This is a genomic window from Paenibacillus sp. MT86 (assembly GCF_058792535.1).
The window spans coordinates 5,342,686-5,355,982 of sequence record NZ_CM179499.1 but is presented as its reverse complement, the minus strand read 5'-3'; the positions used below and the strand labels follow the sequence as shown (position 1 = coordinate 5,355,982).

Annotated in this window: 10 protein-coding genes; 8 read left to right on the top strand and 2 right to left on the bottom strand. The window is 47.2% G+C overall.

The features are described from left to right. Positions 1–146 precede the first annotated feature (146 nt). The 4 genes from AC3RCL_RS24030 to AC3RCL_RS24015 all read left to right on the top strand — a co-directional run bounded on the left by AC3RCL_RS24030 (position 147) and on the right by AC3RCL_RS24015 (position 5,714). Positions 147–1,643, top strand: coding sequence for a spore germination protein (locus tag AC3RCL_RS24030; RefSeq protein ID WP_192570876.1), 1,497 nt, complete (start codon positions 147–149; stop codon positions 1,641–1,643). Positions 1,644–1,646: 3 nt separating this feature from the next. Continuing rightward, entirely contained in the window at positions 1,647–2,741 is a 1,095-nt protein-coding gene (locus AC3RCL_RS24025; protein ID WP_192570877.1) for a GerAB/ArcD/ProY family transporter, read from the top strand. Then, a complete protein-coding gene (locus AC3RCL_RS24020; protein WP_492532434.1) occupies positions 2,738–3,865 on the top strand; it encodes a Ger(x)C family spore germination protein in 1,128 nt (375 codons plus the stop codon). Before AC3RCL_RS24025 ends, AC3RCL_RS24020 begins: the two co-directional genes overlap by 4 nt. A 406-nt stretch (positions 3,866–4,271) precedes the next feature. Next, on the top strand, positions 4,272–5,714 hold the full coding sequence (locus AC3RCL_RS24015) for a right-handed parallel beta-helix repeat-containing protein (protein ID WP_492532432.1): 1,443 nt from the start codon (positions 4,272–4,274) through the stop codon (positions 5,712–5,714). A 159-nt stretch (positions 5,715–5,873) separates the two neighbouring features. Here AC3RCL_RS24015 and AC3RCL_RS24010 read toward each other — a convergent pair whose 3' ends face one another. After that, complete coding sequence (locus tag AC3RCL_RS24010) at positions 5,874–6,959, bottom strand: substrate-binding domain-containing protein (RefSeq protein WP_096776237.1); 1,086 nt, start codon at positions 6,957–6,959, stop codon at positions 5,874–5,876. 515 nt (positions 6,960–7,474) lie between these two features. After that, the gene (locus tag AC3RCL_RS24005) at positions 7,475–8,416 is read right to left on the bottom strand and encodes an MTP-1 family protein (protein ID WP_096776236.1); all 942 of its coding nucleotides are present in this window, start codon (positions 8,414–8,416) and stop codon (positions 7,475–7,477) included. A gap of 146 nt (positions 8,417–8,562) precedes the next feature. Here AC3RCL_RS24005 and AC3RCL_RS24000 point away from each other — a divergent pair, with 146 nt between their 5' ends. From AC3RCL_RS24000 to AC3RCL_RS23985, 4 genes are all read left to right on the top strand, one after another. Continuing rightward, positions 8,563–9,411, top strand: coding sequence for a helix-turn-helix domain-containing protein (locus AC3RCL_RS24000; protein ID WP_492532429.1), 849 nt, complete (start codon positions 8,563–8,565; stop codon positions 9,409–9,411). Between the two features lie 288 nt (positions 9,412–9,699). Continuing rightward, complete coding sequence (locus AC3RCL_RS23995) at positions 9,700–10,614, top strand: ABC transporter permease (protein WP_009593214.1); 915 nt, start codon at positions 9,700–9,702, stop codon at positions 10,612–10,614. Positions 10,615–10,625: 11 nt separating this feature from the next. Continuing rightward, positions 10,626–11,522 carry a carbohydrate ABC transporter permease gene (locus AC3RCL_RS23990; protein ID WP_015736932.1) on the top strand — a complete coding sequence of 299 codons (897 nt, stop codon included), beginning with the start codon at positions 10,626–10,628 and terminating at the stop codon, positions 11,520–11,522. Positions 11,523–11,633: 111 nt separating this feature from the next. Next, on the top strand, positions 11,634–13,259 hold the full coding sequence (locus AC3RCL_RS23985; protein ID WP_492532427.1) for an ABC transporter substrate-binding protein: 1,626 nt from the start codon (positions 11,634–11,636) through the stop codon (positions 13,257–13,259). Positions 13,260–13,297: the final 38 nt, after the last annotated feature.

Here is a 13,297-nt window from a genome sequence, read left to right as displayed (position 1 = left end):
GACTCCAAGCGATGCCTAATTGCTTATTCCTGGCCAAGTTCGAAGTATACCCGTATCGTAACGGGTTATGAACCTGGAGGGAATGCATAACTGCGTCCAAAATCAACATAATAAGGAAAAACATCCAGTGAGGAAGGGAGCCTGACATGATGAAGGAACATTCTGCCAACCATGAGCAAGAGGAACAAATTACTCCGTGTCTAAACGAGTCAATAAGCAGAATCCAAGACATGTTCACGGATACTCCCGACCTGATCGTACGAAAACTAACCATTAAACAAACCGGAGAAAAAGCGGCAATCGTGTATATGGAGGAATTGACCGATAAGACATGCCTCAACCACGATATTCTTGCTCCGCTTCAGCTTGAGTCCGGGAATCCGTCCGATGACTTTATTATAAATGTAGGGTATGTAAAGCCTGAATCCTTATGGACTAAACTCAGGCTGAACCTTATGCTCGGTAACAGCGTGTTGTTCATTGAAGGTCGCGGCACCGCGTATATACTGGACAGCAAAGGACTGCCTACACGCGCGATCGAAGATCCGCAGCAGGAGCCTTCACTCAAAGGGGCACATCAAGGATTCATTGAAATCGGCTCACAAAATATTGCCATGATCCGTCGTTATATCCCGGACAAGGAGTTGAAGCTTAGGCGCTACATCGTTGGAAGAAGGGGACAAACGGCGGTTTCGTTAATTTATTTGGAAGATGTCGCTCAACCGGACATTATTAAGGTGTTTGAGGAACGCATTCAATCCATCGATGTCGATGCCATTATTAATACCGGCGAGCTGGCCGAATTCATTGAAGACCAGCCTCTTGCGCTGCTTCCGCAGATCCTTACGACCGAAAGGCCGGATACGGCCGCTTCGCATATTTTGCAAGGGCGCTGCGTCGTTGTTGTGGACGGTTCGCCCAGTGTTTTGGTGGCGCCTGCAACCTTTATGTCTTTTTTTCAGACGGTGGATGATTACAGCTCTCGTTGGTCCATATCGTCGTTCCTTCGAATTTTGCGAATCTTTGCATTTTTTATCGCTATTTTTTTACCTGGTTTTTTCATTTCGGTCATCTCTTATCACTTTGAAATCATCCCCATGAAACTGCTGCTAACACTTGGCGAATCACGGGGGCAAGTTCCGTTTCCTCCATTCGTGGAAGCGATCATAATGGAAATCACGCTTGAGATGTTGAGGGAAGCGGGGGTTCGGCTTCCTGCACCTATTGGGCAGACGGTGGGGATCGTTGGCGGTATCGTGATCGGACAGGCTGTGGTGCAAGCAGGACTGATCAGCAATGTCATGGTGATCGTTGTTGCTTTCACGGCTATCTCCTCTTTCATTATTCCTAATCAAGATATGTTGGCTGCCGTCCGTCTCATGCGATTCATGATCATGGTTCTTGCGACTTGGTTCGGCTTCATTGGCCTGATTGTGGGCATGATGACCATCATGGGGAGACTCATCACGCTGAACTCGCTTAATACCTCCTACAGTACGCCGATTGCTCCGTTTAAAGCTGCGGACTGGAAGGATACCCTTCTGCGGGTTCCGCTATGGCTGATGAACAACCGGCCACTAAGCACAAGAGCAATACAAGCAAAACGGCAAGGAAGGAATCGGGGCTGGAAGGAGAAACAATAACAGATGAAGACCATTCGTCAGGTATCCATGCTTCAATTCACATTGATGGTTTCGGCTTTTCAAATCAGTGTTGCCTTTTTGTCCCTTCCAAGAGAACTGGCCAGGCAAGCTGGAACGGATGGATGGATCGCGATTTTTTTTGGCTGGGGAATGGCAACATTGGCATCCGCAGCACTCGTTAAAGTGATGAAAAACAATCCCGACGGTACGATACTAGATTTGATGCAGCGTTACATGGGGGTGTGGGCATCTAAAATCGCTGCTTTCATATTTATGGCCTATTATTTGTTACTGGCTTATGACGGTTTTATGATTGCTTCACTTGTTATCAAACTTTGGTTATTGCCCAGCACGTATATCTATGTTCTAGTCCTGTTGCTGCTCATTCCTACGTTTCAAATTGCGCAGCATGGGTTCCAGGCAATCGGAAGATACAGTGAAATCGTAACGCTCCTCTCCATATGGATTCCGTTCGTTTATTTAACAACATTGCGCCATGCCCACTGGCTCTATTTGCTGCCTGTCTTAAAAGAGGGCTGGCTTCCGGTACTTTCAACCGTAAAAATCATGTTCTATCCGATGTTGGGTATCGGGCTCGCGTTCTTTATTTACCCCCATCTCGTTAAAAAAGAAAAAGCTTTGACGGCCATGGTGATATCGAACACGCTCACTTGTCTGGTTTACCTTGGCATCACCCTTGTCTGTTATGTGTATTTTAGTCCTGATGAAATCGGCGAATTCAATGAACCGGTCATCAGCATCATGAAGTCGATCGAACTTCGCTTTATTGAGCGGATAGAAGTTCCGTTTATTGCCTTTTATCTGTTTATATTTTCTTGCATATGGATCCCTTCCATGCATCTTGTTTCCATGAATTCGGCATGGCTATTGGGGAAAGACAAAGAAAGGGGCCACCTAGCCGTGTGGTGTTTCGCAGTGGCGGTTAGTTTTTTCATCTATAGGCCAAGTTTTATCGATGTCGCTCGATTTAATAACTTCCTAAACCTCACTGGTTTTGTGATGGAATTTGCTTTGCCTGTATGCCTTCTTCTATATGTGGCAATCATCAACAAGGTAAGAGGGGGGAGGCGATCATGAGATGGGTTAAAACATTCTCTGCTGCGGTGATGGGCTGCATGCTGCTGCTTGCCCTGATAGGCTGCAGTAATGACAAAACCAATCTTGAAGATGCAACCGTACCTTTAGCCCTCGGTCTGGATGTCAAAGACGGAAGGCTTCGTTATTATTTGTCAGCGCCGGTATTTAGCAAAGATATTAAGAAGAAAAGCCGTGAAGGGGAAGGAATAGCAGAAGGTTTAAGACAGGCAAGAAATCAGGAAGACGCCCAGTTTCCAGGAGCGGTTGCCGGCCGTAATTTTCAGGTGATCGTTGTGGGGAAGAAGCTGCTTCAATATAAGGATTGGTTTAAAGTGCTCGATGTTACGTTCCGCGACCCTCGCAATACGACTACCAACCGCATCATAGCTTATGACGGTCCCGTTGCCGATATCATTAATTTTCAAGCAATGGATCAGCCAACAACCTCCGTGTTTTTAAGAGCGCTGATCGATTCGGGAAGCAGGAGGTCAACAACGGTAAAAACGACGGCTCAAGAGATGCATAGACAATTTCATGACCGTGCAATAACCCCTGCTATCTCGGAGATCATGATCGAGAATGGAAAGATTTTGCTCAAGGGCACGACGCTGCTATCTCAAGAAGGACAGTACCGGGATTCGCTTAGCTATCAAGAAACTACGCTTATGCAAATTTTAAAAAAAGAAGCTAAACCAGGAGTCAGCCTCACTTTTCCTGTTGAGGGAATGCGAGAACGATTGCCTTTTAACACCGATTTGGTGAGTTTTAGCATAGGGGACATTTCGGTGAAGATTAAAACTTCTCATGAAGATGGCAGGTTCCAATACAACATTAAGATAAACTCGTTTATCAGCATTACGGAAAAGTTTCTTGAATATGAGCTTCTGGAGAATTCCGAGGAAATGGCGAGTGATTTAAGCAAGGAAATGAAGAAAAGCATTGAGAAGCTCATCGACAAATTTCAGAAGCACAAAATAGATCCGGCAGGATTCGGCCTGTATGCAAGAGCATATCAGTATCCGGTATACAAGGCCGCCCAGGATAACTGGGGCGAAGAGCTTGCCAGAGCTCAATTTCACGTAGAGGTCGACCTTCGGATCGGCGCGACGGGGGCTGTGGAATAAACGACGAGCTGTTTTTTAGGACATCTTTTTGGATATGGGGTGTAATAGCAGCATTAGTGATCACCCGTTTACGAGGGATTTGGCTATCCAGTTGGTGCAGCGTTAGGGAGGGAATGAATGAGTATCGCAACTTATCTTTATGTAAGCAATAACAAGAAGGAGTAGGACGCAGTAGGAACACATGGTGTACCCTAACTCATATAAAAGAGACGAACTAAAAAAGGCTGGTATGATCAGAATCGCTGATCATGCTAGTCTTTTTCCCTTTTCCTATAGATTCGATCTGGCAGGTTCCTTGAATAAAAAGCCGCTCAACAATCGTTCTCACGGAGGACAAGAATGAGCTCGTGCTGGCCGTAATACCCCGGCCTTGATAAAATATTACTAACTATTCGGTTTTAAGGATGTGGGTATCATTCGTAAAAAAAATATCTCGATTATTCTTGGTGCCAGTTTCCTCATTCTGTTGTTGGTAAGTACAACTTACTTCATTGCTAAGATATTTCCTAGTGATGCAATTAGTTCTGTCACCGAACAATCGGGAACTGATTCAACAGGGATCATGACTGCGGGAGCGGCGGGTGAAGCATCGGCAAGGGATTATTATGTCTCGCCGCAAGGTAAAGACGCTAATCCGGGGACGATGAATGCGCCGCTAGACAGCATCCAGAAAGCAATCGAATTAGTCAAGCCGGGCGGTTCCGTCATCCTTCTTGAAGGAGTATATCGCCAAACGGTGAGCATCGAAAAATCAGGATCGTCAGACCAGGGCTACATATCATTGCGCAGTGCAAAGGGACATACGGCAGTCATGGACGGCAAAGGCGTTCAACCCGTTGAAAATGGCGTCATCCATATTGACAATGCCAGCTATGTACGCGTGGAAGGGCTGGAAATACGCCATTACGATACAAGTTCCGCTGATGTCACTCCCATCGGCATTCATGTGAGCGGCAGCGGCAGAAATATCGAAATCATAGGGAATCGCGTTCATGATATGGGGACCCATGCGGGTCAGAAGGCAGGCGGCGGTAATGCCCATGGCATTGCAGTTTACGGTAACTCGGAGGCTCCGCTCAAGCAGATTGCTATTACTCAAAATGAGCTGTACAACCTGAAGCTGGGAGCCAGCGAGGCCATGGCGATTAATGGAAACGTGGACGGGTTTCGTGTTACGAAGAACCTCGTGCATCATAACAACAATATCGGGGTCGACATCATCGGGTTTGAAGGTACCGGACCGAACCCCGTTCTAGATCGGGCGCGAAACGGCGTTATTCAGGAGAATCAGGTATACAGCAACTCCTCTTATGGCAATCCCGCATATGGAAACGACTATTCCGCCGCTGGTATCTATGTTGACGGTGGCAAAGATATCGCAATCATCGACAATGACATTCACGACAATGATTTTGGGATTGAATTGGCAAGTGAGCATGCCGGAGGTTCAACTTCAAATATAGAGGTGTCACTTAACCGCATATATAACAATAGCGCGGCAGGCATCACGCTTGGCGGCTATGACGAAGATCGCGGAAGGACGGAAAATTGTATCATTAAAGAGAATGAGTTCACTGATAACAACACCAAGCATCTTGGTTACGGTGAAATCAATTTGGCCTTCGATACAAGGAACAATGAAATGCGCTATAACTCCATCAAAGCGAATGAGGATGGGCTGATGATCACCAACGAGTTCACCCAAAATGAAGGGAACATAGTGGACTTTAATCACTACAGCAGCAAAAATCAATCACTTTGGATCTGGAAAGGCGAAGAATATGATGACTTCAGCGCTTATCGGACACAGACAGGGAATGATTTGCATTCGGATTTGAACTTAGAGTAGATTACTTCGTCGTTTTAGGGTACATGCAGAATGTTAAGGCAAGTAAACGGCGGTATCGTATCCGTCAGCGCGCCGAATAGTACAAGCAGATAGGCAGCATTATGAAAGGCAATGGATTCCAGAGTACAATCCGGAATCCATTGCCTTTTTGGCGTTGCTCTAACCTTGGAACGGCTTGATCGTGTCGCGTATGACCAAGCTTGTAGGCAACATGACTTTCTTATTGCCGTAAGATGAGCCCTCGGTAATTTCGAACAGCAGTTTGGCACTTTCATAGCCGAGGACGTCGAAATATTGCTTCACGGTGCTCAAGGCCACCTTGGCGAACTTGGAGCTCTCGAAATCGTCAAAGCCCATGAGGGATAATTGTTCGGGTATACGTATGTCAAGTGCGGTGAGCTGTTCGATTATCTCCAGGGCCCGCTTGTCGTTCGCGCAGAACAGCGCGGTCAACTCTCCGTTTTGGATAAGGCTCACAAGTGCAGCATAGTCCAGTTCCTTATCCAGGAACAAGAGCGAATCGGGTATCGGAATGGAAGCATTCGACATGGCGTTGCAATAACCGTTATATCGGTCGACCTCCGGGCTTAGATGATAGTCGTAAGCGGCGAATCCGATTCGCCGATGTCCTTGCTGGATCAAGTATTCTACTGCTTCATAAGCACCGTCATGATTGTTACAGGTGACAACGTTAACCGGATAGCCGGAAGGGGAGCGATCCAACATCACGAACGGAATCGATTTTTTTCGAATCTCTCCGAGATAGCCCTTTGCAGCTTCGGGATCGGAGGAATAGATGAGTAAGCCTCTTAGCTCCGTTTGAATGAGTCCCAGAATGAGCTCGCGCTCCTGTTCGAAGTCGTTCTCCACGAATTCGATGATGAGCTTGCAGCCATGCTGGCCTAGAAAGGACTGAATGCCTCTCATGATCTGCATATACGAACTGTCGTACAGGTCGACGCCGGAGATGACGAAGGCCACCAGATTGGAGGTGGAGGTCTTCTCCGAGGCGTCAGCTTGGCTGGCGACAAAGCTTCCTTTACCTCGGACGCGGTAGATCACGCCCTCGTTCACCAGCTCGGACAGCGCTTTACGTACCGTGATGGAGCTGACATCCAGCAGCTTGGAGAACTCCGACTCGCTAGGAATCCGATCGTCTTTCGTAAATTCCCGATTCTCGATCTGGGATAAGACATAGTCTTTTACCATCTGGTACTTTGGCAGAGCCAAGTCCTTCTTGTTCAAGTAAGTTCACCTCGTATAAACATTTCCTCAATTATAGCGCACATCAGTTTAAAAAGTATACGTAGTTGGAGTGTGAATCGGAAAAGATTTTGTCGAATAGATGAAGAATTTTCAGGAATCAAGCAAAAAAGAAGCGAAATGATATAAAAAGTTTGAATTATGTGAAGCTCTGTATTACGATAGGGTCAAATAAAGTATGTGTTTTGATTAACTTATAATAATAACTTTTTAAGGGACACCTTGCATAAAATGAATGGTTCTATACCAAACCGCAACCAGATACAAAAATGAGCCGCCGGGTAATCCAGCAGCTCGATCATGGTATTACAACTATAAGAGGTTGTTCAAAAAGTCGTCTTTCCAGGACGAAGCAGATCAGGAAGCGGGTTCGACATCGAATCTTGAATTCAGCCGAGCCTTCCGTTGCTCACGTACCCGCTATGTACGCTCCGCTACTCAGTCCCTAGCTTTATCCAACCTTCTCGGTCCTGTAAACCCGATTTTTTGAACATCCATTATAAGGTTACAATGGCACCTTCCTTCTCGAACGGGTAGTCGATGACGATGCGAGCCGCTTCGGTATCGCCGATGCCGCTGTAAAGATTGACCTTGCCGTCGGGACGCATTTCGATGCCGGCTGTGAACGCGCAGTCGGTCAGATGTGCCTTCTTGGCGGGGCCATCCGGATAACAAGGCCGGGTGCCGATGATTTTCAAATCCGAAAATTGATTCGTCCGCGGGTCCAGTACGAAAGCCATGTTCATGTAAGTCGACGTATCTCCCTGTGCATAGCAGATATGGCCGATGACGCCGATCTTCCCGCTTTCGAGCAAGTAAGCCTGGTTGCAGCCGCCCCACTCATCCTTGCTGAATAATCCTCGGATATAAGGGGCGTTCTCGATGATTTCCGGTGACAGATCGTCAAGGCTGTCGATGATGGTGAATCCCACCAAGGACTCGCTGCCGAATTCTTTGCGGATCCCTTCGCCGCGCGGCCTGGAGAAGACGCCGATTCTCCCGTCCCGGAGCTCTACGAGCCGAATGTCCTTCATATAATCCGGACCGGTCGTGAAGTAGAAGAGATCGTGAAGATCGCTGCCTTTGTAGAAATAACCGTAGAACGTATCAAGCCGTCCCTGCTTGTAACGGACATGCGTGCCGCCTAATACAAGCTGTTCGTCGATCACGCTAATATAAGGGTCTTCAAGCTGATAAATCATCGTATTCGGCACGGCAGTCCACTCGTCCGGACCGCTCTGCTCGAACAAGCGGACCCAGGACCTTGCCCACTCATGTCGTTTCTCCACGCGTCCGTAAATGTAGCGCTTGCCGTTCCATGCGAACGGAATGGAAGGATTGTAGACATCAAAACCTTCAACTCCGCGGAAGACAAGCTTGGTGCTTTCATAAATGCGTTTGTTTGCATCGAATTGCTGACGCTGTTCCAGTAAGTTCATTCGCGGCAAATCTCCTTTCAGGCTTTAATATCATCTCTATCCTAATCGAAAGTGCTGCTCTCGATCTTGCTCTATTTTGGAATGCTTTATGGTGTTTTGACATCGGAGGAATCTAGTCAATATACGAACTAGGAGGAATAACGCCCATGTTGAAGCTTTATGCGGCAGACGGCATTGATTCTGAAATTCAGGCGCACTATCGGCTGATCGCTTCGGTGCGCGACACGATCGGCATGCATACGCACGACTTCTTTGAATTGTTTCTTATCCTGAAAGGAAGCGTTGTACATGTCATTAACGGCACAAGGCAGCTGCTGCAGGAAAATACACTCGTATTCATACGGGACCGGGACGTTCATTATTATGAGCAAACGACGGACAGTGATTGCCAGTTCATCAATTTGTCTTTCCTTCGCGAGGTCCTGGAAGACCTCATGGCTTTCTTGGGGGAAGGGTTTCCAAGCGAAAGACTGCTTGGACCGGCCATGCCGCCGTCGACCTTGCTGTCCAAAATGGAAAAGGAATATGTGCGGTACCGGCTGGACCAGCTCAGTCTGATCCCGCAGGAGAAGAAGCTGGCCGTCAAAGCGGAGGTAAGAGCCGTCATGACCGACCTGTTCTCTAGGTATATCAAGGCTGACGCGGATCCGATTGAACTTACTGGACAACCGGAATGGTTTAAGTCCCTATGCAGAGAGGCAAAAAAGAAAGAGCACTTCACGCGGGGAACGGCTGCGCTTGTCCAGCTGTCGGGCAAATCGCATGCCTACGTATGCAGAATGTTCAGGAAGCACCTCGGAATGTCCCCGACCCAGTACATTAACGAATTGAGAATGTCCTACGCCGAGAATTTGCTGATGAACACGGATATGGATATCGTGGACATCAGCCTTGAAATCGGACTTGATAATGTCAGCTACTTCTATGACTTATTTAAGCGGAGGCATAATTTAACGCCCCATCGGTATCGTCAGTTCGGCACGATTCGAAGATAGTATGCCAATTAACGAGGGGATACATAAACATTTTTATCTGTTGACGCCTTAAATAGTATGTGTTATTTTCTACTTAGCATAACAAGTTGTGAGACAACATGATAATCATATCTATTGGGGACGGTAGACGAAAGCAAATGCGTTTTCGGCGAACGTTAGGATACAGTCTGGGGGTGAAAATGAATGCGCTTACATATAGAACGAACCAAATGGCCAGGCTCATACGACCTGGACCAATAACACCAGCTGTATCCGATTACAACGTGTTAACAGTCAGGAGGTGTTCCTTTGAAAACAACCAATAACAGGCTGGTGGCCAGGATCATCAAGCACCGCTATCTCTATCTTATGGTGCTTCCCGGCTTTCTGACGCTGTTAATCTTTCACTATTTTCCGATGTACGGAATATTAATCGCTTTCAAAGATTTCAATGCTTCCAAGGGGATTTGGGGAAGCGAGTGGGTAGGTATAAAATACTTCACTTCTTTTTTTAACGATCCGATGGCGTTCAGGGTATTAAAGAATACTTTGCTTCTTGGTTTGTATACTTTATTTTGGTCATTTCCGGCACCGATTATATTGGCTCTGTTGTTTAATGAATTGAAAAACAAGGGCTTCAAGAAGCTTGTGCAGACGGTTTCCTATTTTCCGCATTTTATTTCGGTCGTCATTGTTGCGGGGATGCTTAAGGAATTTACGGCAAGAGACGGTTTGTTTAACCATATTGTCGGATTCTTCGGCGGAGACCCGATCATGTTTCTTCTCGAACCTGACTATTTTCGGACCATCTTCATTTCTTCCGGCATATGGCAGGGCGTCGGGTTCGGCACCATCATCTACCTTGCTGCATTAAGCGGAATTGATCCTACGCTGTATGACGTAGCCGATGTAGACGGCGCAGGCCGGTGGAAAAAAGTCTTGCACATCACATGGCCGTCGCTCAAGCCGACCACCATTATTTTGCTGATTTTTGCCGTCGGAGGAATCCTCGGGAGCGATTTCCAGAAGATCATTCTGCTCTATTCGCCTGAGACTTACGAAGTAGCGGATGTCATCGGATCCTATGTTTATCGTCAAGGTATACTGGGCGCACAATACGAGTACACGACGGCCATCGGATTATTCATGTCGGTTATTTCCTTTACGATCCTTTACTTGACCAATTGGTTAAGCCGGAAAGTATCAGAGACGAGTTTGTTCTAGGTGGTGGGATGTTGAAAAAGGCTAGTTTGGGTTCCAGAGCTTTCGATGTATTCAATGTTGTTATCATGCTATTCATCCTGATTGTCGTGCTGTATCCGATTCTGAACATTATCGCGACATCGCTTAGCGGAACGCGTTACATCTCCTCGGGGAGCGTAACGATTTGGCCCAAGGGATTTAATCTGGAAGCGTACACGACGGTGTTTCAGGATCCTTACATTTTCAAAGGATATCTGAACTCGATCATTTATGCGGCCGGCTCTACGGGCATCATGCTGCTGTTTACGGCACTGATGGCGTATCCGCTCACGATTCCGGGATTTGCGGGCAAGAAATTTCTGACCATTTTTCTCATGATTACGATGTTTTTCGGAGGCGGATTAATTCCGACCTATCTGCTTATGCGCGGTTTGAACCTGTTGGATACGGTCTGGGTCATGATTCTCCCCGGTGCGATCAGTGCTTATAATGTGTTTCTGTTTCGGACCTTCTTTCTGAATATTCCTTCTGAGCTGAAGGACTCCGCCTATATCGATGGGGCGAGTGACTTGGTGGTTCTCTTCAGGATCATACTGCCGTTGTCCAAAGCGCTGTTTGCAACCTTTGCTCTATTTGGTCTTGTCGGAAGCTGGAATAGTTGGTTCGAGGCTTTGATTTATTTGCGAGATCAGGACAAGTATCCCTTGCAGATGGTGCTTCGAAACTACCTGTTTACCTTGGATACGACTGCGATTCAAGGGCGGGTAGGAGGCGGCGCGGTCGCCATCAATGCTCCGGGGGAAACGCTTGATCCCAAGGCGGTACGAATGAGCGTCATCATTATTACCATGTTTCCGATCATGTGTATTTATCCGATCTTTCAGAAGCATTTCACCAAAGGGATATTCGTCGGCTCCATCAAAGGCTAGAGAAGCGGATGCGGCGGTGCAAGTTAGCTAAGTGTGCAGTCATTCATGACCAGTAACGAATAGCGGATTTGAAGAAGAAGCGGTTCATTGTACAAATTAGGGGGAAATGGAATGAACAAATTGGCAAAAATGCTTGTCATTGGACTGGCCCTACTGATGGTTTTTTCCGGATGTTCGAATAATTCCAAAAAAACCGATACCCATGAAGAGAATCAAGAAGTCATGCGCTTTTCGGTCACGCTGCCTGCGAACGGTGTGGATAATCCGAATAGCCTGGTAGGCAAGGAATGGCATAAACGCATGGAAGCTTATATGGGCAAGAAGGTAGAGATTGAATATAACTATATTCCGTCTTCCGAATATGACGAGAAGGTCAAACTTATGATCGCAAGCGACGATCTGACGGATTTCTTCGTGACGCCTTTATTCTATGATACGACCGAAATGGCCGAACAAGGCCAGCTTCTCGAGTTAGGCCAGTATAAAGATCTAATGCCGAACTATATGAACTACATTGGCAAGGTAAAAAATGGGATGAAGCGGGTAACGGATGCCGAAGGCAACATGTTCACCTTTAAAGAAACTTCCACGCCCAGATTCCCCGAGGATCGCGGTATGCTCATCCAGAATACGTCTGCTTACCGCTATGACGTGTTCGAGGCCAATAACATCAAAATTCCGGAAACGCTCGATGAATTTTATGGGGCTGCCAAAAAACTTAAAGAGCTCTACCCCGACAAATATCCCGTTGCGACTAAATGGAACAGCTTGAGATCGCTGTTCTCCGCGAACCATATCCGGGATGAAATTTTCTGGGACGGCGAGAAATACGTATACGGAGTTCTGGATGAAGGATATAAAGATGCGCTCCAATTTGCGAATAAGCTGTATGCGGAGAAGCTGTTAGATCCGGAGTATACCATAGATACAGACGATACGCTGAAAAGAAAAGCGCTGAACGGCGACAACCTCATGTGGCTGACGCAGTGGTTTACGACGCCGGCCGAGTATACGAGAACGGCCGACGACGGGAAGATTTTCGCGGTTTCGTTGTATCCCGACAATCCGAAGTACGGAAAAGCCTGGCAGGAGGTTGTGAACGGCAATACCCCTGACTTGGGCTGGGGAGTCTACGGCGTAAGCTCGAAAGTCAAAAACCCTGAAGAATTGATCAAATTCATCGATTATCAATATTCGGATGAAATGATCCAGCTCATCACTTGGGGAATCGAGGGCACGACCTATACGATCGGAGAAGACGGCGTTCCGACCTTTGTCGACTCGCTGAAAACGGCCAAGGATCCCTGGTTGGAGGGGGATAAATACGGCATGCGCGCAAGCCGAAACCATAATCCCGGTCTGCAGATGGTAAGCGACGCAAGAGCGTTCGTGGATTTTGCCGCGACGGACTATACGGTATTCAACGGCAAATATGAAGAGGTTCCGATTGAGAAGGCGGAATTCCTGACGAGTCTGCCCATGCCCGAGAACGACTATGTTCCTTCCTGGTTGAGCGAGCCGTCGATTCAACTCACGGGCAGCGAAAGCCAGCGGGTTTCGGAGATTATGAACCCGATCAAGACGTTCGTTACGGAAGAACAAGCCAAATTCGTAGCAGGGAAGAACAGCTTCGACAATTGGCAGGCATTCATCGATAATGTCAAAAAAATGGGCAACATTGATGAAGCGCTGAAAATCTATAATGATGCTGCACAAAGAGCGCTAGGAAACGAATAGAGAGAGCGTCCCTCCGCTGCCTACCGCGGAGGGGCGGT

Excerpts from the sequence above, each read along its gene's own strand:
- AC3RCL_RS24030 (WP_192570876.1), top strand. The coding sequence starts at position 147 with ATGATGAAGGAACATTCTGCCAACCATGAGCAAGAGGAACAAATTACT.
- AC3RCL_RS24025 (WP_192570877.1), top strand. The coding sequence starts at position 1,647 with ATGAAGACCATTCGTCAGGTATCCATGCTTCAATTCACATTGATGGTT.
- AC3RCL_RS24020 (WP_492532434.1), top strand. The coding sequence starts at position 2,738 with ATGAGATGGGTTAAAACATTCTCTGCTGCGGTGATGGGCTGCATGCTG.
- AC3RCL_RS24005 (WP_096776236.1), bottom strand. The coding sequence starts at position 8,416 with ATGAACTTACTGGAACAGCGTCAGCAATTCGATGCAAACAAACGCATT.
- AC3RCL_RS24000 (WP_492532429.1), top strand. The coding sequence starts at position 8,563 with ATGTTGAAGCTTTATGCGGCAGACGGCATTGATTCTGAAATTCAGGCG.
- AC3RCL_RS23985 (WP_492532427.1), top strand. The coding sequence starts at position 11,634 with ATGAACAAATTGGCAAAAATGCTTGTCATTGGACTGGCCCTACTGATG.